A 20,149-nucleotide genomic window follows, 5' to 3' on the forward strand; every position below is an offset into this window, starting at 1 on the left:
TTAATTATAAAATTGTATGCGAAATTTCCGATATAAGTATTTCTATGCTGTTACAAATAATTTGCCTGCTAACTGATGCATCTATACACAACGGGAGTATGCGGTATTGAAAACAGGCACGCCGGATCCCAGCGTGCCAGAGGAGATCAGCACTCAGTGACAATCGTGCTCAGCGGCAGGCGAGACTTCGGCAGAGTGGCGTTGAAATCTTCCACGCTGTGGTGCCCAACCGGTACTACCACCAGGCTGGTAAAGCCTTTTTCTTTCAGGCCAAACTCTTCGTCGAGAATAGCGGCGTCGAACCCTTCAATCGGTACCGCGTCCAGACCCATCGCGCCCACGCCCAGCAGGAAGTTGCCGACGTTCAGGTAAACCTGTTTCGCCATCCACTGGTCGTCATCCTTCAGATCCACGCGGTGCATGTCGGCGAAGTAGGTGCGGCCCTTGTGGTTTGCGGCTTTGGCTTCCGGCGTGTTGAAACGGCCATCGGCCTCTTCCTGATCCACGACGCGCTCCAGCCAGGCGTCATCCAGCGCGGTTTTCGCGCAGAACACCACCACGTGAGAAGCATCCAGCATTTTGCGTTCGTTGAACACATAGGTGCCCGCGGCGGATTTCGCCACGCGCGCTTTTCCTTCCTCGGTGCTGGCCACAATGAAGTGCCACGGCTGGGAGTTGGTGCTGGACGGGCTGTACTGCAGCAGGGTTTTGATTTTTTCCGCTTCTTCCGCGGTCAGTTTTTTGCTTGGGTCGAACGCCTTGGTCGAGTGGCGTTTCAGGGCGACAGAAATGATATCCATAACAACTCCTGGTGATGAAATTCGCCCGCTCGCGGGCGCGAAAGGAATGCAGATTACAGCGGGACGCGGAAAAAGATAAGTGCAATTCGAGCGCTTAATCTGTTCGTCTCAGACGAACAATCAGACCGGCCGGATCCACTTCTGGTCTTTTTTCGGCAGCTTATCCACCACCAGATTCCAGGAATCATGAATGAGGTCAGTAACCAGTTCCGGCGTCACGTCGTCGGTGCCGTAAAGGGAAATCCAGTGCTTCTTACTCAGATGGTAGCCCGGCTCTATCCCGCGATAGATCTGCTGATTTAACAGCGATTTTTCCGGGTCTGACTTCAGGCTGACGTGCGGTCGCCCGTGCGCGACCGCGACGATCATGAAAATCTTTCCGCCCACTTTAAACACGTCAAACTCCGGCCCAAACGGCCAGCAGTGCTCGGTGAAGGGCAACTCAAGGGCCACGCGCATTGCATGTTCCTGCAGGGATTTACTGTCCATCGTTTTCTTCCTGGGCCAGCCCGCGCCACATCACTTCAAAACCGAGCGCTTTAAAATCAACGGCGCGGGAAGGGTCGCGAGTGGCAAATTCCATCGTGGATTCGGCCAGCGATAAGAAAAGCGCATCGCCAAACGTTTTAAATTCATCTGACATAAACACCTGACGCACCGAGCGGCGGCACAGCTCATGGAGTTCCGGGAACATCTCTTTCACCGCCTGTTCCGTTTCGGCGCTCAGCTTTTCACTGACGCCGATCTGGCGGATAGCCGCATGAGAAACGGGGTTACGAATACCCCAGTCCACGTAGCTGTTCCAGATATTGCGGGTATGTTCTTTGGGCAGCGTGATGGTGCGATCGAGGTTTGCCAGCATGGCCTGGCAGAGATCCTGCTTCAGGTGCAGATAGAGGGCATTTAGCAGATCGTCTTTAGTGGGAAAGTAGCGAAACAGGGTCCCTTCGGCGACGCCCGCGTTACGGGCGATTAACGACGTTGAGGCGGCAATACCTGACTGTGCAAACGCCACCGTTGCGGCTTCCAGTAAGGCCTGTTTTTTATCTTCACTCTTCGGACGTGCCACTAAATTTTTCCCCCTGTCAATTATAAAAACCCTGATTGAAACACGTGCTTTGACACGCTGCAACGCGGAATGTCAAAGATCGAAAACGTCTTGACGACTTTATCATCATATCTATAATGAGTGCTTACTCACTCATAATCAAGTTTACCCCGCGCAAACTATCGGATGGGGCGCGTTTTCGGGTCTGGATATGAAAAAACCTCTCTTCATCTGCGTGGTGTTAATCATGATTATTGCTTCAGCTGCGAGTTTACCGTTTGTACTGAATGCCGGATTCGGCCAGCCACCGCAGGGTGAGCAGCTCACCGAAGTGGAGGCCTCTCCCCAGTATCGCGACGGGAAATTCCACAATACGCTGCCAACGCCGGGCTATAACGGCGACAAAAACATGCTGGTCGCAACGTGGGATTTTCTGACCAAAAAAACCGAAAACGCGCGCCCGGCCCAGCCGCTGCCGCTGGTGAAAACCGATCTTGCGAGCCTGCCGCTGGAGCAGGACACCCTGGTGTGGCTCGGTCACTCCTCGTGGTACCTGCAGCTCGCGGGCAAACGCATCCTGATCGACCCGGTGCTCGGCAACTACGCCGCGCCGTTCTCGTTCCTGAATAAAGCCTTTGCCGGAGAGTATCCGTGGCGCGCTGAAAGCATGCCGGAAATCGACCTGCTGATTATCTCGCACGATCACTACGATCATCTGGATTACGCCACCATCAGGGCGCTACTGCCTAAGGTGAAGCGCGTGGTGACGCCGCTGGGCGTGGGATCCCATCTGCGCTACTGGGGGATGAAGCCTGAGATTATTGACGAACGCGACTGGAACCAGTCGGTACGCATCAGCGATGAACTGACGGTGCATGTTCTGCCGGCGCGCCACTTCTCCGGGCGCGGCATCAAGCGCGATCGAACCCTGTGGGGCAGCTTTATGTTCGTCACGCCAGAGCGGAAGGTTTATTACAGCGGGGACTCCGGCTACGGCCCGCACTTTAAGGCCATCGGCGAGCAGTTTGATGGCGTGGATGTCGCCATCATGGAAAACGGCCAGTACGACCAGGACTGGAAGTACATCCACATGCTGCCGGAGGAAACGGCGCAGGCCTCGGTGGATCTGAACGCGAAAGCCGTGGTGCCCGGGCATAACGGACGCTTCGTGCTGGCGAAACATACGTGGAACGATCCGCTGATCCAGCTGGCTAAAGCCAGCAAGGATAAAAACTATCGGCTACTGACACCGGCGCTGGGCGAGCCCGTCCGGGTGAATGACGCCACGCAAACCTTTCGCGCGTGGTGGGAATAATGTTTAAGCGAGAAGCAGAGGGGGACAGCAGCATGACCATTTCCGCTCAAGTCATCGACACTATCGTCGAATGGATCGACGACAATCTGCACCAGCCATTACGTATAGAAGAGATTGCCCGCCACGCGGGCTACTCGAAGTGGCACCTGCAGCGGTTGTTTATGCAGTACAAAGGGGAGAGCCTGGGGCGTTATATCCGTGAGCGCAAGCTGCTGCTGGCGGCGCGCGATCTGCGTGAATCCGACGCTCGGGTCTACGACATCTGCCTGCGTTACGGGTTTGACTCGCAGCAGACGTTTACCCGTATCTTCACCCGGACGTTCAACCAGCCGCCTGGTGCCTACCGTAAAGAGAACCACAGTCAGACGCATTGAGTTGTTATCGCCCGGTGGCGCTATGCTTACCGGGCCAAAAGTATACCCTGGCATTTCTCTATTATCATTTCCTGTAAGATCCTCGCTATTTCATTACTACGCTGCTTAATATTCTACTTCAAGTAATTTAGGATCCTGATTAGGATTGCCTGTTTCTTGTTATATTCACTGTCTGGATATTTAATAGGCGCCGCGGTGGGGTTAATTAATATTGCTTGATGTTTGTATATGTACCTTTTGGGTAAGGGCGATATATAGCGTGCACCGTTAAATATTATAGCGGAACGGATAGAATATAGGTGTCGTAAATGAAAAAAGAAATGATTGGTAAGGTATTGACCTCAGCATTATTAGTAAGTGCAGCCTTCTCTGCATTTGCTGGTGATACAGTTGATCTGAAAGTTAAAGGTGTGTTGGGTAATACAGCCTGTACACCAACACTGAGTAATGATGGTGTTGCCGATTTTGGTCGTCTTAAAGTGAGCACGCTCAGCGCTACTGATGTAAATCAGTTAGGCAAAAAAGAAATCACGTTAACAATTACATGTGATGCACCCATGGCAGTAGGTGTTTCTGCAATGGATGGTCGTAGCTCAAGCCGGCAAGCACTCCTGATTAGTCAGGGAACGAGCAATAACGTTAACATCAACTCTGGTGCGTGGGAGTTTGGTTTAGGTCAGACAACTGGTGGAGTCAAGCTAGGCGCTTATACCATTACATCCGCTCACACAGATGGATCAGGCGTAACTTTGGATGGCGTTGCGGCTGATATGATTGTCCAGAAAACGGCTGGCGCTTCGGTAACCAGTACTGACTGGAGAAGTGTAACGTCAATGAGCACCGGTTTCAGACCGGATGGTACAGAAGTCTGGAGTTTTGCCGCAACAGGCACTGTTGTGCCTAAGGCCTTTAAAGTTGCCGTGCTGCCACTGCGTGTGAACGCTGCGATTCAAGACACAACGACTCTTGCTATCACCGACGAGACGAATCTCGATGGCTTAACAACCTTATCTCTGGTTTATCTCTAATAACTATTTAGATACCAATTTAAATTTTTGTTAGAAGTATTGAGGGTGTAATGATTTCATTGCACCCTTATTTAAATATGTTTTATTTTCGCCCTTCATTTCCATGGTGAAATCAATGTCTAACCGTAATTATCCTTTCAGTCTGTTATTTTTCATTTTGCTTGGTGTTTTAAATACTCCTTCCGCCAAGGCAACGGGATTGATTCCAGAAACGTCCATGCTCTTCATCAATGAAGAAGCGAAGGGTGGGAGTATGAATGTTAAAAATAGCGATGAAAGGCCGCAGCTTCTTTACACCAGTATTACCGAGTTGCCAGGAGAAAAAGGTTTTCACCTGATTGCCACGCAGCCAGTAACGCGTGTGGAGGGCGGCGATACTCAGCATGTACGATTTGTATTGCAAACCGATGCGCCACTGAAAGTGGAACACATGGCGCGCGTTGTTTTTGAAGGAATTCCGCAGAAGGAAGTAGGGAAAGACGCTGTTGGATTTAATATCCGTCAGGATTTACCGGTGATTATTCATCCGTCAGGCATACCTGAACGACAAGATGCATGGACTTTGCTTACCTGGAAAGTGAATGGCACAGCTATCACTTTGCAGAATACCAGTCCATATGTCGTACGTTTCCAGCCGCAGAGTGTAGCATTACCGTCTAAAACGACGATCAAATTTCCGCGCAGCTATATATTGCCAGGCCAATCCATAGTGGTTGATACGGGTAGATCTCTCGCGGGAGATACTCAGGTCACGTTTTCGCCGGTCAGTCGCTATGGTGTGCAAATAGAAAATTATACGGCACAACTGAATGCACATTAATCTCGTCATCGAGTAATCAAAACAACTTCTGGTATTTTTTTGTTCGTTAATTATGAAACCTGAAAATATAACGTTTAAAATAGGCATTGTGTGCAGTGTACTCCTCTGTGCTGCGATCGATGCAAAATGTTTTGCTGCAGATAACATGGCTGAATTTGACAAAGACGTTTTGAAGACTCGTGGTCTTGATAGCGCTTTGAGCGATTACTTTGCGGATAAAGCAAAATTTGCACCAGGACGAAGTCCGGTTACTCTGTATGTTAATGGAAAAAATATTGGTAGCGTGACTGCTCGATTTGATAATGCCGGTGAGTTATGCGTCGATAATGATTTCCTGACAGCGGCAGGGCTGCAGATCCCCGGTGAGATAAGCCAGTTTTTTACCGAGCAAGAAAATCAGGATGCTAAAGCTATACAAGGGAAAAAGACTGATACCTGTTTTGATTATAAAAAATATTATCCTACAACCGTTATTATTAAACGCCCTGGTGAAGAGCGTCTGGACCTCATTGTACCTGAGGAGGCACAAGCCCATGACAATATGCTTATTAAAAACTATCAAAAGGGCGGAGCAGCAGGTCTGCTGAATTACGACGTCTTTACGACTAAAAATACCTATAGTAATGATCAAAGTCATTATACTCAGGCTTCGACGGAAGAAGGTCTTAACTTTAACGACTGGCTTTTACGCAGTCGTCAGATTTTCACAAATAATGATGGCCAGTTGAGTAATGATGCGCTGTATACCTATGTACAACATACATTTGTTGATCAGCAAGCATTAGTGCAGGCTGGGCAGATCTACATCAGTAATACCTTATTTTCTGGTTCCGCGATTTCCGGCGTGCAAATGGTTCCAGAAGCAGAACTTAACGTTAATTCGGGTTCAGGTGTAACGGTTAAGGGTATTGCCCAGGGTCCACAAGCGCGTGTCGAAGTTCGACAAAATGGCGCACTGGTGTATTCTACGCTGGTTCCTGCTGGTCCTTTTTCGCTAAGTAATGTTCCGATTACCAGCGTAAATACACCGCTTGATGTTAAGGTAAAAGAAACTGATGGCTCAGAGAACCATTATGTTATTCCCGCTGAATCATTGCATCCTAACCAGCTAGGTGGACCACAGGGGTTCTCCATCGCCGCAGGTAAGCTTCGGGATATAGACAGTAACGGTGAATTGCCCTATCTGCTGACTGCATCCAAAGGCTGGAAAATTTCACCCTGGATGAATGTGAGTGCCGGTGGATTGACGGCAACAAAATATAATGCCCTGGCTTTCTCTGCGGATGTTTCACCAGTGTCTGAAACACTTCTGTCTTCGGTCATTAAAGCTTCACAGGATTCTAAAGATGATAATAAAGGAACGGAGTCCACGCTCAGTGCCAGTTATTCACCAGGCAATAATATTTCCTTGTCTGCCGCCGCGTCGCATTTCACCTCCGGTTATCGTGAATTAGCCGATACATTGCAGGATGATTTTATTCAATATAGCGGTCAATACAGCGGTAACGTGGGATGGAGTAATAACATCTTAGGTTCAGTTAATCTTGGATACAGCCTGAATAAAGGCAGTAAGGGTGAAAACGACACGCGTTACGTTACGTTGGCATGGGGTAAAACCTTCTCGCGATTCAGCATAACGGCAAACTGGCAAAGCCAGTTAAACCGCGATGACAATGACAATGACAATCACAACACCAATGCTGATATGTTTTACGTGAATATGAGTGTTCCTATTGGTTCTCAGCGTGTCGGCGCGTATATGCGCAAACAAGGTGATTCTGAGCACAGTGGATTACAAAGCAGTGGAACTATTAGCCCTGAGGTCTCTTATTCCGTCGCCGCAGAGCGCGACATGTTTAACAATGAAAATAGTTTTGATGGCAGCCTGAGCGACAATTTGCATTTCACTCAGCTTGGTCTCAATGCAGGGACCACGGGTAACGACAACAAAAATTATGGCGCACGACTGAGCGGCGGTGTACTGGCACATTCCAAGGGCGTGACTTTTTCATCGTATCCAATTGATGACACCTTCGCGTTAGTGTCGCTGGATGAAAAAGTGAGTAATGTTGAAATATCGACTCCGTCCGGTGACGTTTGGACAGATCGCTGGGGGCGTGCGGTGATCCCTTCACTGCCTGCTTATCATAATGCTCGCATCGAAATTAATACTGAAACCTTACCCAAAAATATCGATGTAAACAACGGTATTTCAATCGTTGCGAGTGGACATGGTGCCGTGAGCCAGGTGCGTTTTGGTGTGATCAATACCCGTAGAATCATGTTACATGTTTCGCGCCAGGATAAAGGTATATTGACGAAAGGGAGTTCTGTGGTTGATAGCAAAGGTAATTATGTTGCCACTGCGATTGAAGATGGTCTGGTATTTTTAAGCGATGTGCAAAATTTACCGACCTTGTATGCAGTTGATGAGCAGGGAAGACATCAGTGTCAGTTGCATTTCAAATTGCCAGAAAAACAAGACCTTAATAACTTCTATGAGGACATCACCGGAGTATGCCAGTGAGACATTATATGAAATATATCGTGGCAGGACTGATGCAATTGGTCTGTATGCCATATTCACTTGCTGATTGCCAGGTATCACTGTCACAGCATGATGTTAACTATGGTCAAATTAAACCTGACGATATCGTCAATACCGTTAAACAGTGGAATGCGTTAGCTCAACGAGATGTTCATCTCACGGCATTTTGTACTGAACCACAAAAGATGGCGCTGTTCTTTAGCGGTAAATCGGGAGAGCAAGGGGCATTTATTTTCGGCGATCGGAGTGGGCTGTTCATTCAGGCCACTCAGGCAACACTGGATGGGAAGAATGTTTCGCTGAGCCATACTGTTTCTCATGACCCGTTTGTTATTGCAGGGCAAAGCGAGGATAACCATCTTGTCCAGGCGCAACAGGGATTGATTCCTGTCCAGGGTTCGCAGATTCTGGCTGGTAAGCAGTTCAGCGTTACGCTCACACTCAAACCTGTTCTTAACAAAAATGAGCTTCATGTCAGAGATAAGCATGATGTTATGAGCGATATACAGATTAATGTTGAAACGGAATAAGGCTTTTTAGCTTTATATCCAGAACATATGCCGGGTAAGCATAGGCGCTACCCGGCAATTTCGCTTTACTGGCAACCGTTCACCGTCGCCATCATTGTGTGTGGCCAATCCCATATCAACTCGCCGTATTGCTTGCGCATGACGCCACATACCTGGTATCCGCCACGTTGTCCTGGGTTAAATCGTGTAGCGCGACAGTCATCGGTGTGCTATCGACCCGCTGTTCCGCGAGGCCACGACTTCGCGGCCCGGTGAGAAGCGCTGATCACGGCATGCGCGATTTCATCGGCTTACGACGCCAGTGAAAACCAGCGGCGCCAGACGAAACGCAGCACGAAGAATTCGATAGCACCCAGCAGTAAAAACCACACGCAGAACAGAATGGTGTAAAGCTGGTTCAGATCGACCATGTGAAAGGTCTGAACCAGCTTCTGCGCCAGCACCAGACCCAGCGACGGAGCGGGCAACAGCAGGCAGGAGAGCAGGGCCAGCAATAAAATGCCGCCTGCCGTAAGCAGCGATTCTAACGGGTGTTTCATCGTAATGTTAATCGTCAGTTAAAAATGTCATTGTCCGGCATCCTGTAACGTAAAGCAATAACAGCGACTAAGACGTTATTGAACAAAACGAAGATATTATTTTTCGAATAAATAACAAAATATGGCCCGGCATTTATATTAATATCGCGTTATGTAAATAAACGTCTTTATCAGGAAAATAATTTTACAAATGTATAGGTGCTATAACCAATTAACGTGGCAATAACAATGGCCGCGATAACGTATAACACCAGTCGGCGTCCGCGATAAATACCCCACATGGTTCCCCCTCGTTTAATGTTGGTTTAGAAATATTTTGTAAAAATCAGGCCATCGAAATAGTTTTAATCAGTTTTGAATAACCGAGAAGTCATTATATTGCGGTAGATCAATTTTACCCGCAAGACTTTAAAATGAATTTATTTAGCCAGAAAGGAATTCAGGCTTCTGTTCACCGGATATTGAAGGAAAAATACGATGACCGAAAAAAAATTGTCCCCAAACATGCCGCCTTCCGGCGGGCTGGCATACCAGCAGACCGTAGAGCAGGTGCTTACCCACACGCAGAGCCAGGCCAGCGGTCTGGATCGTGCAGAGGCGCAGGCGCGTCTGCAAAAAACAGGGCCGAACGCGCTGCCGGAGAAAAAAGGCAAACCCGCCTGGCTGCGTTTTCTGGCCCATTTTAATGATGTGCTGATTTATGTCCTGCTGGCCGCCGCCGTATTAACGGCAATAATGGGCCACTGGGTTGATACGCTGGTTATTCTGGGCGTGGCGGTAATCAATGCCTTAATTGGCCATATTCAGGAAAGCAACGCGGAAAAATCCCTGAAGAGTATTCGCAATATGCTCTCCAGCGAGGCGCGCGTTATTCGTAACGGCAATCACGAAACTCTACCCACAACTGAAATAGTCCCGGGCGATATTATTGTATTACGCGCGGGAGATCGTATTCCGGCGGATATGCGTTTAATCGAAGCGCATAATTTACGCGTGGAAGAGGCGATTCTGACCGGTGAATCCACCGTGGTGGATAAACACGTTAATCCGCTGAGCGGTGAATTGCCGCTGGGCGATCGCACCAATATGGTCTTCTCCGGAACGACCGTAAGCGCGGGCGGCGGCGTCGGCGTGGTCACCGCGACCGGTAAGGATACGGAGCTCGGCCATATTAACCAGATGATGGCGGGTATCGAAAAGCACCGCACGCCGCTGCTGGTTCAGATGGACAAGCTGGGTAAAGCGATCTTCGCCATTATTCTGGCGATGATGGCCGCGCTGTTTGTCTTCAGCCTGGTGTTCCGCGAGATCCCGATGGGCGAGCTGCTGCTCTCCCTGATTAGCCTGGCGGTGGCCTCCGTGCCGGAAGGTCTGCCGGCGATTATCTCCATCATCCTCTCGCTGGGCGTGCAGGCGATGGCGCGCAAGCGGGCGATTATCCGCAAGCTGCCGACGGTGGAAACGCTCGGCGCGATGACCGTGGTCTGTTCGGATAAAACCGGCACCCTGACCATGAACGAGATGACGGTTAAAGCCATTATCACCGCTGACGCCTGCTATCGCGTGGACGGCAACAGCTACGAGCCGGTGGGCAACATCTACCTGGAAGGCAGCGATGAGCCGGTCCACATCCAGCCGGGCACCGTGCTGGAGCACTACCTGCGCACCATCGACCTGTGCAACGACAGCCAGCTGATCCAGGACGAGCGCGGCCTGTGGGGCATCACCGGTGGCCCAACCGAGGGCGCGCTGAAGGTGCTGGCGGCGAAGGCCAGCCTTGAGCCGGTCATGACCACGCTGGTTAACAAGATCCCGTTCGACTCGCAGTACAAGTACATGAGCACCCACTACCAGATTGGCGGTGAGGAGCAGATCCTGATCACCGGCGCGCCGGACGTCATTTTCGCCCTGTGCGCGCAGCAGCAGACCCGCAACGGTGCGGAAGCCTTCAACCGCGCGTACTGGGAAAGCGAGATGGAGCGCTATGCGCGTCAGGGGCTGCGCATGGTCGCCGCGGCGTTCAAGCCGGCGAACGGCGAGCAGGAACTGACGCACGATGACCTGAGCCACGGCCTGATCTTCCTCGGCATCGCCGGGATGATGGATCCGCCGCGTCCGGAAGCCATTGATGCGATTAACGCCTGCCAGCAGGCGGGGATCCGCGTGAAGATGATCACCGGGGATCACCCGCAGACGGCGATGAGCATTGGCCAGATGCTGGGGATCGCCAACAGCGAGCAGGCGGTCACCGGCTACGAGCTGGAGAAGATGGACGACGCCGCGCTGGCGGAAGCGGCGGTGAAGTATGACATCTTCGCCCGTACCAGCCCGGAGCATAAGCTGCGCCTGGTGAAAGCGCTGCAGGACAAAGGCGAAATCGTCGGCATGACCGGTGACGGCGTGAACGATGCCCCGGCGCTGCGTCAGGCTGACGTCGGCATCGCGATGGGCATCAAGGGCACGGAAGTGACCAAAGAGGCGGCGGACATGGTCCTGACGGACGACAACTTCGCCACCATCGCCAGCGCGGTGAAAGAGGGGCGTCGCGTTTACGACAACCTGAAGAAGACGATTCTGTTCATCATGCCGACCAACCTCGCGCAGGGGCTGCTGATTGTAATTGCGCTGCTGGCGGGGAACATCATTCCGCTGACGCCGGTGCTGATTCTGTGGATGAACATGGCCACCTCCGCCACGCTCTCCTTCGGCCTGGCCTTCGAAGCCGCCGAGCGCAACATCATGCGTCGTCCGCCTCGCCAGACCGGACAGCACGTAATGGACGCCTACGCCGTCTGGCGCGTGGCCTTCGTCGGCACCATGATTGCCATCGCCGCCTTTGCGCTGGAAGCCTGGCTGGCCCCGCGCGGCCACAGCGCGGAGTTCATCCGCACCGTGCTGCTGCAGATGCTGGTCTGCGCCCAGTGGGTGTACATGATTAACTGCCGCAACACCGAAGGGTTCTCCCTGAACCGCGGCCTGCTGGCGAACAAAGGGATCTGGCTGGTGACGGGCGTGCTGTTCCTGCTCCAGGCGGCGATTATCTACCTGCCGTTGATGCAGATGCTGTTCGGCACCGAAGCGCTGCCGCTGCGCTACTGGTTTGTGACCCTGGCGGTAGCGGGCGTGATGTTCTTCGTCGTCGAAATCGAGAAGCGACTGACCCGCAGGTTCCGTAAGGCTGCATAACCTTTTGCCCTCACCCTAACCCTCTCCCGCAGGGAGAGGGGACTCTGACCTCCCTCTCCCTGTGGGGGAGGGTATTAAAAAACATACTCAATTGATGTTTAAGAATTTATTTTTTCATTATTTATTTTGTTGCCCCCATAGTGGCCCCCAGGTGTTTGCGGCTTCGTTTGTAGTGATTTGTTATCTTCTCATCAGAGAATACTCCCGTGCTCAGTACGGTTTGGGGCTGCATGGACTGTAATGAATTAGCGACCAGAATAAAGATCAATTTGCTGACGGGATCCTAAATTCCGTCAAACAGAAAATCTATTGCTGCTTTTACCTTTACGCGGTATTGCACCGCATTACAGAACTCAGCCCCCAGGGCACGGACAGGGATACTTGCCAGCTCGTGGGTTATGACTGCGTATTCCTTGCCATCGGTTAGTTTGATGAGTGGGATCATCCTCTCCGGTCGATTACCACCAGGATATTTTTCAATCGGTAATAACGGTATCACGACCCGGCGATTTAGCTGTCCGATGATATCGCTCGTGACGTCAAGCAACAAAGGGTACGTGCTGCTCTTCCCGGTATTGCTGTATACGGTGAATTGCATCGTTAAAACGTCCTGTGATCGTCACTGAAGCAGCCATGTTCATCATGAAAACGGTTTAACGCTTCTATCCCCTCCTTGTTTTCTTCCTGCCATTGGCTTACGGCCAGATGACGTAGTTCAGTATCCAGTGCCGCCGTCAGGGTGGCGCTAAGGTTAATACCGGCCTCACGCGCCCGGCTGAGTAATCCTCGTTCTAACGTCATTGTGACGCTTTGGGTATTGCGTTGTCTGGTAGTCATACTGTGCTCCCTACTGATGATGTTACGTGTTGCATACACGACATTATACACGCACAGAAGCTGGCTAATATGCAATAAGAAAAAATGCCGCTCAGGGATTACCCGGCACGGATTTTGGCAGGGCATTTGCGGGGGATGCGACTTTCTGGGGAGCCCCACAAATAAAACAAAATTTATCTTGCCGCCAGCGCCCCCGGATAGTGACGGGCGATGATGTCATTCAGTTTATCGACCAGTTCAGGTCGCTTAAAGGTGATATGGGCTGTTCCTTTCTGAAAGTACTTAATCGTAAACATCTCGTCCTCGTAACGGTTGCTGTGCCGGTTAGCATGGATATGATCGCCGAGACGACGGGTAACGTCAGCGCGGTTGTCAGGAACCGGCTTACCATCCAGAAGCATCAGCATACGCTCAAGGTCTGCCAGGCGGTCACGCTGCCAGCCCCAGTTAAGCCCAAATCCCCACCGGTCATATTTGACCAGTCCCGTCACAATGATTTTCGCACCAAACTTGCAGGGCGAGTTCGTCTTAAAATCCCAGCTCAGCCCTTTGAACACATTTATCACTCCGCGCTCAAACACCTCGCCTTTATTCAGATGCAATTGCTCAAACGTGCTAAGGATATTCTCTTCACTGACAGCCGGAATATCCTCCTTTTCCAGGCTGTTGTGCCATTCATCACGGGCCTGCGCGTCCATCAGGCTCTGCATTCCAGAGCGTTGCATCAAATCTCGCCATATCCCGCGATCGATACTGCGGGTAATGGCTTTCATCGCCGTATCCGCTTTCTCCATTAGCCAGCATTCATAGCGGTGCTGTTTCATTCCCCATTCTTTTGCCGTACCCGCTCCCAGTGAGAACGTCAGCAATGAGATGTCATCAAGTTGCTGAATGAGCGCTTCAATCTGTGCCAGCGCAGCGTTACGACCTGTGACGATGCGTTCAATGCTGGTAGAGCAAATCACGTCGGTGTGGTCGGTTAATACTTCGGGTTCGGTGAGAGTAAGTTCTGACATCATTTTTATTTCCTTTATATAAAGCAAAGCGCCAGCCGGTGAGGGCTGGCGCTTATACGTGTGTTATGAATATTGTCAGGCGGCTAATCAGTTCTGGCATGACGCAGAAGCTGGAGATGACGGAGATCGCGAACGTCCTGACGCGCACGTTCAATCCAGGGCAACAGCACTGTCTTCGTCGTTGTCGAAGATAATCTCGCTGTTACAATCGATGTTGTCCTGCAGCCACTCAATCAGAATGTTGAGAGCGGCTTCGGTGGTTAATTTCGGCAGGTGAAAACCTGGTGGTGATTGTGGTTGTGTTACCAGTCGAAGGTGGCAAAGCCCGGCAGTACTTCGCCAAAGGCATCCAGATGAACAATACCAGCGGCGTAGCGACGGATAAGCGTCAACACTAACCGACGGCAGGCTTTCGACAGGCCGAGACGTTTGAGGCGTAAGACCGGAAATGACCACGCGCCCAGGTAGAGCAGATAACCCGATCCGGTGTACGAAATCCATTCCTGGTCGCCAAAGTCTTCATGCTGGTGCGAAAGGGTAAACAGCAGAGCATTGTCTTCCGCCGTGATATGAGCGGTGCTGCACTGGATGCAGTTTACGTGGGCGACGGGCGGCAGTGGATCTTCCACTACCAGCTTGCCTGGCTCGTCAGCAGCGCGAAGTGAATACCCGTTGTCACAGACCACATCGATCAGCGCAGCCAGTTCAATGCCGTCAATATCGACGGCGATCCGGCCCGCATTCAGGGCCAGAACGTTGATGGCGTCGGCTTCTACCGTCAGGGATAACTTCATTGCTGCACCTCGCGGTATTTGCCTGTGGTGATATCGGTCATCATTTTGTAGCCGTTGCGGGTCATCAGCCCGGTGGCTTTGCGGGCGCGGAGAATATCGATACTGGTGAGAAGCGGCGACTGTGTTTCGGCACTGAAGCCGTGACGATCGGTGCGAACCAAATCGTATTTTTCCACAATAAAATTCACGGCGTCGCACAGTGAGATACCGGCGTCAATATGCTCCTGAATCACGCCATCGTTGCCGAAAGGTGTGTCGTTGAGCGTCAGACCGTAGTGGTGCTCCAGCAGGTGACTCAGGAGGCGCTGCCAGATCTCCACGGGTGACGGGCGTGGTGAAACCTCCCGTGTCGGGGGAACAGGTTGAGTTTGCATAGTTGGATCTCTTAGCTGATGGGTTAAAACGAGAGGAAGCGGTACGAAAGTTTAAGCGGTTGTTACAGGTGTCGGGTAAATCGCGATATAGAGATAACCACAACTGCCTAGGGTATCCGCCTCGCATACCAGCCCTTTTGCATAGAGCGTGACGCCGTGCTGATGGCGGGGATTGAGTTCACCGGAAACCAGCATTAATTCCAGCTGTTTGAGCAGAACCGGAAACGCCTGATCAAGGTGGCGTAAATCCGCCTTGCTGAACGTTCCGGTGATGCTGGCGCGGTCATTCAGGTAATGCAGCCGGTTGCCTTCCTGCACCAGACGGGCACCAAAACAGGGTGTGATATCGCGTTTAAGCCCCCACCAGGGTTCGGCGATATTGTGGTTTACTGCCGGTATTTCATTCGACAATTTAGTCTTCCTTAAACGTGAATTAATTCAGGGTAACGCTGCGCAACACGACATAGGGACCGTTGCGGTCCTGTCGGCGTTCTGCGAAGACAGCGAGCACACCGCTGATATCCTGGACATCCCGGCCGGCATAGTGGCAGATGCTGCCAGACCATTTATATTTGCCGGTACAGAAGCGAAACAGCCGGGATTGTGGATGCTGGCGGTATATCGCCATTGCCTGGCGCTTACTGATAATCTTCATCGATATTTTGCTCCTTAAATCCATCCTCGCTCTGCAAACGAGACTATTTCCATCCCGCCCACCACCAGATGGTCCAGCAGGCGAATATCGACCAGCTCCAGCGCCTGCTTCAGACGCTCTGTAATCAGTCTGTCAGCCTTGCTGGGCTCCGCCTCCCCTGACGGGTGGTTATGCGCCAGAACGGCAGCCGCAGCGTTGTGCTTCAGACCGGCCTTTACGACCTCTCGCGGATGCACGGTGATGGTGTTGATTGTTCCGAGAAACAGCGTGTCGTGGGCTATCAGGCGATGCTGATTGTCGAGCCACAGAACAGAAAGCGCTTCCCTCTCCAGTGGCGCGAGATGCAGACGCAGCCAGTCGCGGACGGCATGGCTGGAGGTAAATGACGCGCCGGGTTCACGTAACTGGCATTCCAGCAGGGTTAATGCCTCCCTGACCGTCTGCTGGTCGGCAGGAGCTAATTCACGGGCAAACAGCGGTAACGGTTGTTCCATCGCGGCTTACCTCAGTCGATGATGTACATGATGGCGCTGCATTCGGGGTGACTGAGCGCGTAGTCCCGCAGGCGGTAGTAGTGTTCGGTCATGGCGTCGCTTTCGGTGCGCATGGCGTGGTGGCTGTACGTCATCAGACAGACGGCAATCCCGGCGGCCTCGCTGCTGAGCTCACCGCCGTTACCGTTCATGGTGTTGAACAGGGACCATTGTTCATGGGTATTGTCGTCTGCTTCCGGGGCCATAAACGCACCGCCGTTGCTGAGCGTGTAAAAGTTCCAGATGCCGCCGCTGTAGTCTGCACAGAGGCGGTCCATCCAGGTGAAGACGGTCGGTTCGAGGATTATCCACTGCGGTATGCTGCCGAAGTGCTGCGGCCAGAAGCCCACGCGCTGCTCGTCCTGTACGAGGGTAGCGGTCAGCGCTGGCTCAGAACCGGCACCGGCAGGTTGTGTCTGTAACGGGAAGGTATCGTTAAGGTTGATAATGTCGGTCATAGTCATTTTTCCTTGTTTATTTCTCGGGTTGGGGATGCTGGTTCAGCAGGCATGACGGGCAGGACTGCGCATAGCCATCCTCATCACAGCGTGATGGCCAGTGGCCTTCAGGAAGACTTAACTGGCAGAGGCTGAGCTCACCGGGCCGGTAGAGAAGATGTGAGCACCAGGCGCACAGGTCGTCGTCAGAGATGGAACGACAGCCCGGCAGGCTCAGCAGGGCGAACGGATATGGCGTAATCGGATGACGGCCATCAGGGATACGCGGCATTACTTCAGCGTCTCCAGCAGGCTTTCCGCCATCACCCACAGCGCCCTGTTTAATTTAACGTCGCCATCTATGCCGTTAATCGCGCGGGTGTGGGTACGTTTTCCCTGTGCGGTGCGCCCTGGCAGACCACCTTTGAGCAAAGACTCCTGAATGCGGTTATAAATGGTCCACAGGTCGTCCTGACGGTCCTCATACCGTCGCGGAGTCAGTATCTGCGTAGCGGTCACCGGCTGGTGTTCTTCCCCAAAGCGGTACGTCAGGGCGGCGTTCGCCAGGGCATGTTGTGCCGGTGGGGGTAACCGCAGCGACTGCATGGCGTCACGCTTCTCTTCCACCCGGTCAAAAACACCGAGCACTTCATAAGCCCCCTCAATCACTTTCCCGGCCACATTGCCCCGGTGCGGCACGCGAATTTCACCGAACGACTGTCCGCAGACGAGCCCGTTGGTGCAGATGGCTCTGAACAGCCCTGGCAGCATTTGATATGAGCTGGAGCCATCGTGCGAGTTGAGCAAAATGATCTCCGGTACCTGCTGGCCATTGATCTGCCCGGCCCGACGCAGACGTAACAGGTGTTTGGTGTGCTCCCGGCGGTCAGGGTCGCGTACGCGTGACTGGCAGGCGAAGAAGGGTTCAAAGCCTTCACGCTGAAGATTTTCGAGCAGAGTAATGGTGGGGATGTAAGCGTATTTTTCGCTTCTGGACTCGTGGCGCTCTTCACTGAAGACGCTGGGAACGACCTGCATCAGTTCGTCACGGGTTAAGGGACGGTCGCGGCGGATCTGGTTTGTCCGCCCGAAGCGGCTGGCTAATCGCATTGTTAATCTCCTTTGTTGGTTGACTGAACGGCATAAACAAAAAAGCCATGCTCCTGTGGGAACATGGCCTGTTGGTGTGGCGGGTATCCGGGTGAGGCCCGTGGCGAGTCAGTGCTGAGGTAGTCCGTGGCTGAGCAGATAGCGGTTAAGCCAATACCCGGCATTGTCTTCAAAATTCCACGCCCTCCAGATCAACTGGTTATCGCTGTCGCGGATGACCAGCCGAAAATGGGTACACTGGTCGTCTTCAATAGCCGCGTTCTGGTACGCCGCTACGATTGTTTCAGCCTGCCTGCGGGAAAAGGGGCCTTCGGGCAGTAGCGGACTGTCGGTGTTGTGCATGTGTATGCTCCTGGCAAGCGTCATAAAGGGCATTATCAAGGCTGTCTTCGTCATGGTCTTCCACAAACTGCTGTGTCCGGTCGCTGGTGCACCATGTCAGCAACAGGCCCAGCGTAGTGACCTGTATTTTGAGTCATGTCATTGAGTCAGTCCCGGAGGTGAACCAGGACGGACAGGGGCATTCGCGAATGCCCCTGCGGGGTAAATAAGAGAGGTACTGTGTTACTGCGGTGACGAAGAGTCTGGTTGCACGGTGGCCTGACCATGAATAATCCGGTGCTTTGCGAGTGCCTGGGGCATGTCGTTGATGCACCAGATGATGTAAAAGACGTTGAACAGCACGGTGTAAAATGCGTTCATTTTCAGGTCAAAGCGGAAGGTGTTCAGCGCATAGTGGCGCAGGGCGGTGCGGGCCTTAAAGGCCCAGACGATGTACATCATGCCGGTGGCTAACGACAGAATGCTGCTCAGTACCAGCAACGTGTCGCTGCCCGTGTTGTAGCCTGCCTGGTCCGGCGAGGCCAGTACACTGAGCTGGCGGCTGAGCCCGAAGCAGACGGCGAGCCAGATGATAAAGAGGTTGCCACACACACGCATGCCGGTGGTGTCGCTGATGAGGTCCTGCTTTTTATACAACCAGAGCAGCGGCCAGACGCCGCAGGTAGCGACGGTGAGCAGTACGCAATTCAGGGTGGGGGTTGCCAGCCGCTGGCTGAGGGTGGTGATGTCGTTCATGGCGTAATTTCCTTATTTTATCGTTGCTTATGCACTTTTTGCAGACGGAGCGGCAGACATTAGTGCCAGTTATAGGTGTATGGACCCTTGCTGGTCTGGACTGTGAGCTCCAGAGGGCGACATTTCGTGAAACCGCTGTTACTCGGTGTGGTGAATGAGAATGTCTGACCGTACTCCAGGCGTTTGTTCATGTTTCTTCCCCGCCCCGCGATGGATATCAGGCAGTTGCCCCGGTTAAGCGTGAGTGACTTAATGGTGATGTCGTTTTCCAGGCTGGTCAGGGTGAGCTGCCAGACGGGGAGATTCGGATTATTAATCAGATACGTTCCCTGTGAATTTACGGACAGGGGTGCAGTGTCAGCCAGTGCTGAGGCGCTGATAATGAGCAGTGCGGCGGTCAGTACATGTTTAAACATGAGGGGCTTTCCTTTATGAAAGATATTTAAAGTTATTTCCATTCTTATATGGTATTTGGGTGGATTTATTCGCATAAGGCACTACATCAACTGTTTACTCACCGTCATCAGACCGGCCAGCCAGCCGATACACTGAGGACCAGCAAGCCAGAACAGTCGGGCTTTTAACAGACCGCCCATTCCGCCAGTGGTATAGACGCTGTCCGGCATCAGCCATTGTCGAAGAGCAGCACCGACCGTCATACCGGCTCCGGGCCCAAGCGTCATCCAGAACAGATACCCCATTCCCTGACCAAAACTGCGTATCTCACCGGTACTCCCGAACACGTTAAACAGCACGACCACAAGCGCGATGGCGAAGGCAATCGCGAAATATTTAATGACAAGAGGCATGTTCAGATTTCCTTATTTTCTGCACTGCTTAGCAGCACTCAGCATGTTGTCCATGAAGCGCGGCGGAACATAACCGTACTGCCGGTTCATTTTCTCCAGCTCCCCGTGCATATATTTCGTTTTGAGGTCATCCCAGATACATCCGCAGACGGCGGTAGTACCGCCGCCTGATTTGCAGCCCCGGATAAACTCTCGTTCGTTCTTGTCACCACAGCCACTCAGGGCCAGCGCGGTCAGCAGAGTGACGGCCAGTAATGCGCCCTGTGAAGCCATCGTCATTTTTAATTGCCTGTTTATCATTGTGTGAATATCCATACGT

At 52.3% G+C, this 20,149-nt stretch carries 27 protein-coding genes and 1 pseudogene; 7 read left to right on the top strand and 21 right to left on the bottom strand.

Annotated features, from left to right (window positions below; all coding sequences use genetic code 11):
* Nucleotides 1-146: 146 nt before the first annotated feature.
* From nfsB to ACERY3_RS01240, 3 genes are all read right to left on the bottom strand, one after another.
* Nucleotides 147-800 carry an oxygen-insensitive NAD(P)H nitroreductase gene (gene nfsB / locus ACERY3_RS01230; RefSeq protein WP_039264018.1) on the bottom strand — a complete coding sequence of 218 codons (654 nt, stop codon included), beginning with the start codon at nt 798-800 and terminating at the stop codon, nt 147-149.
* Between the two features lie 120 nt (nt 801-920).
* Nucleotides 921-1,289, bottom strand: coding sequence for an MmcQ/YjbR family DNA-binding protein (locus ACERY3_RS01235; RefSeq protein WP_058841222.1), 369 nt, complete (start codon nt 1,287-1,289; stop codon nt 921-923).
* Complete coding sequence (locus tag ACERY3_RS01240) at nt 1,279-1,869, bottom strand: TetR/AcrR family transcriptional regulator (protein ID WP_023310663.1); 591 nt, start codon at nt 1,867-1,869, stop codon at nt 1,279-1,281. Before ACERY3_RS01240 ends, ACERY3_RS01235 begins: the two co-directional genes overlap by 11 nt.
* A gap of 190 nt (nt 1,870-2,059) precedes the next feature.
* Between ACERY3_RS01240 and ACERY3_RS01245 the strand changes: the two genes are divergently transcribed.
* The 6 genes from ACERY3_RS01245 (at nt 2,060) to ACERY3_RS01270 (ending at nt 8,463) form a co-directional block, all read left to right on the top strand.
* The gene (locus tag ACERY3_RS01245; RefSeq protein ID WP_058841223.1) at nt 2,060-3,163 is read left to right on the top strand and encodes an MBL fold metallo-hydrolase; all 1,104 of its coding nucleotides are present in this window, start codon (nt 2,060-2,062) and stop codon (nt 3,161-3,163) included.
* A 32-nt stretch (nt 3,164-3,195) separates the two neighbouring features.
* Nucleotides 3,196-3,537, top strand: a complete 342-nt coding sequence (locus ACERY3_RS01250) for a RamA family antibiotic efflux transcriptional regulator (RefSeq protein ID WP_010428317.1) — start codon at nt 3,196-3,198, stop codon at nt 3,535-3,537.
* A gap of 308 nt (nt 3,538-3,845) precedes the next feature.
* Nucleotides 3,846-4,565 (top strand): DUF1120 domain-containing protein, encoded by a 720-nt coding sequence (locus ACERY3_RS01255; protein WP_081318801.1) that lies wholly within the window; start codon nt 3,846-3,848, stop codon nt 4,563-4,565.
* A 115-nt stretch (nt 4,566-4,680) separates the two neighbouring features.
* On the top strand, nt 4,681-5,385 hold the full coding sequence (locus tag ACERY3_RS01260; RefSeq protein ID WP_058841225.1) for a fimbria/pilus chaperone family protein: 705 nt from the start codon (nt 4,681-4,683) through the stop codon (nt 5,383-5,385).
* A gap of 52 nt (nt 5,386-5,437) precedes the next feature.
* A complete protein-coding gene (locus ACERY3_RS01265; RefSeq protein ID WP_072210802.1) occupies nt 5,438-7,912 on the top strand; it encodes a fimbrial biogenesis usher protein in 2,475 nt (824 codons plus the stop codon).
* An 8-nt stretch (nt 7,913-7,920) separates the two neighbouring features.
* Entirely contained in the window at nt 7,921-8,463 is a 543-nt protein-coding gene (locus ACERY3_RS01270) for a hypothetical protein (RefSeq protein WP_139153149.1), read from the top strand.
* Between the two features lie 290 nt (nt 8,464-8,753).
* Here the strand turns inward: ACERY3_RS01270 and ACERY3_RS01275 are convergent, their stop codons facing one another.
* The gene (locus ACERY3_RS01275) at nt 8,754-9,002 is read right to left on the bottom strand and encodes a DUF1158 domain-containing protein (protein WP_013097677.1); all 249 of its coding nucleotides are present in this window, start codon (nt 9,000-9,002) and stop codon (nt 8,754-8,756) included.
* A gap of 477 nt (nt 9,003-9,479) precedes the next feature.
* Here ACERY3_RS01275 and ACERY3_RS01280 point away from each other — a divergent pair, with 477 nt between their 5' ends.
* Complete coding sequence (locus tag ACERY3_RS01280; protein ID WP_058841227.1) at nt 9,480-12,188, top strand: cation-transporting P-type ATPase; 2,709 nt, start codon at nt 9,480-9,482, stop codon at nt 12,186-12,188.
* A gap of 283 nt (nt 12,189-12,471) precedes the next feature.
* Here ACERY3_RS01280 and ACERY3_RS01285 read toward each other — a convergent pair whose 3' ends face one another.
* From ACERY3_RS01285 to ACERY3_RS01365, 17 genes and pseudogenes are all read right to left on the bottom strand, one after another.
* A complete protein-coding gene (locus ACERY3_RS01285) occupies nt 12,472-12,786 on the bottom strand; it encodes a CcdB family protein (protein WP_373224888.1) in 315 nt (104 codons plus the stop codon).
* 2 nt (nt 12,787-12,788) lie between these two features.
* Nucleotides 12,789-13,025: a type II toxin-antitoxin system CcdA family antitoxin gene (locus ACERY3_RS01290; RefSeq protein ID WP_373224889.1), complete on the bottom strand. Its 237-nt coding sequence runs from the start codon at nt 13,023-13,025 to the stop codon at nt 12,789-12,791.
* Between the two features lie 173 nt (nt 13,026-13,198).
* The gene (locus ACERY3_RS01295; RefSeq protein ID WP_373225539.1) at nt 13,199-14,041 is read right to left on the bottom strand and encodes a DUF4942 domain-containing protein; all 843 of its coding nucleotides are present in this window, start codon (nt 14,039-14,041) and stop codon (nt 13,199-13,201) included.
* 83 nt (nt 14,042-14,124) lie between these two features.
* Nucleotides 14,125-14,314, bottom strand: a pseudogene (locus tag ACERY3_RS01300) (hypothetical protein).
* A gap of 29 nt (nt 14,315-14,343) precedes the next feature.
* A complete protein-coding gene (locus ACERY3_RS01305) occupies nt 14,344-14,835 on the bottom strand; it encodes a DUF5983 family protein (protein WP_373224890.1) in 492 nt (163 codons plus the stop codon).
* Nucleotides 14,832-15,209 (bottom strand): TA system toxin CbtA family protein, encoded by a 378-nt coding sequence (locus ACERY3_RS01310; RefSeq protein ID WP_373224891.1) that lies wholly within the window; start codon nt 15,207-15,209, stop codon nt 14,832-14,834. The genes ACERY3_RS01305 and ACERY3_RS01310 overlap by 4 nt, the downstream gene beginning before the upstream one ends.
* Nucleotides 15,210-15,260: 51 nt before the next feature.
* Nucleotides 15,261-15,620 (bottom strand): type IV toxin-antitoxin system YeeU family antitoxin, encoded by a 360-nt coding sequence (locus ACERY3_RS01315; protein ID WP_373224893.1) that lies wholly within the window; start codon nt 15,618-15,620, stop codon nt 15,261-15,263.
* 22 nt (nt 15,621-15,642) lie between these two features.
* A complete protein-coding gene (locus ACERY3_RS01320; protein ID WP_373224894.1) occupies nt 15,643-15,864 on the bottom strand; it encodes a DUF987 domain-containing protein in 222 nt (73 codons plus the stop codon).
* A 14-nt stretch (nt 15,865-15,878) separates the two neighbouring features.
* Nucleotides 15,879-16,358, bottom strand: a complete 480-nt coding sequence (gene radC, locus ACERY3_RS01325; RefSeq protein WP_373224895.1) for a DNA repair protein RadC — start codon at nt 16,356-16,358, stop codon at nt 15,879-15,881.
* Nucleotides 16,359-16,369: 11 nt separating this feature from the next.
* The gene (locus tag ACERY3_RS01330; protein ID WP_373224896.1) at nt 16,370-16,855 is read right to left on the bottom strand and encodes an antirestriction protein; all 486 of its coding nucleotides are present in this window, start codon (nt 16,853-16,855) and stop codon (nt 16,370-16,372) included.
* Between the two features lie 16 nt (nt 16,856-16,871).
* The gene (locus tag ACERY3_RS01335) at nt 16,872-17,126 is read right to left on the bottom strand and encodes a hypothetical protein (protein WP_373224897.1); all 255 of its coding nucleotides are present in this window, start codon (nt 17,124-17,126) and stop codon (nt 16,872-16,874) included.
* Nucleotides 17,126-17,944 (bottom strand): DUF932 domain-containing protein, encoded by an 819-nt coding sequence (locus ACERY3_RS01340; protein ID WP_373224898.1) that lies wholly within the window; start codon nt 17,942-17,944, stop codon nt 17,126-17,128. Before ACERY3_RS01340 ends, ACERY3_RS01335 begins: the two co-directional genes overlap by 1 nt.
* A 108-nt stretch (nt 17,945-18,052) precedes the next feature.
* A complete protein-coding gene (locus ACERY3_RS01345; RefSeq protein WP_373224899.1) occupies nt 18,053-18,286 on the bottom strand; it encodes a DUF905 family protein in 234 nt (77 codons plus the stop codon).
* Nucleotides 18,287-18,508: 222 nt separating this feature from the next.
* The gene (locus ACERY3_RS01350; protein ID WP_373224900.1) at nt 18,509-19,021 is read right to left on the bottom strand and encodes a DUF4234 domain-containing protein; all 513 of its coding nucleotides are present in this window, start codon (nt 19,019-19,021) and stop codon (nt 18,509-18,511) included.
* Between the two features lie 59 nt (nt 19,022-19,080).
* Complete coding sequence (locus tag ACERY3_RS01355) at nt 19,081-19,437, bottom strand: hypothetical protein (RefSeq protein ID WP_373224901.1); 357 nt, start codon at nt 19,435-19,437, stop codon at nt 19,081-19,083.
* An 81-nt stretch (nt 19,438-19,518) separates the two neighbouring features.
* On the bottom strand, nt 19,519-19,830 hold the full coding sequence (locus ACERY3_RS01360) for a hypothetical protein (protein ID WP_373224902.1): 312 nt from the start codon (nt 19,828-19,830) through the stop codon (nt 19,519-19,521).
* 12 nt (nt 19,831-19,842) lie between these two features.
* On the bottom strand, nt 19,843-20,109 hold the full coding sequence (locus ACERY3_RS01365) for a hypothetical protein (RefSeq protein ID WP_373224903.1): 267 nt from the start codon (nt 20,107-20,109) through the stop codon (nt 19,843-19,845).
* Nucleotides 20,110-20,149: the final 40 nt, after the last annotated feature.

The organism is Enterobacter cloacae complex sp. ESBL7, assembly GCF_041679625.1.
Taxonomy (GTDB): Bacteria; Pseudomonadota; Gammaproteobacteria; order Enterobacterales; family Enterobacteriaceae; genus Enterobacter; species Enterobacter asburiae_B.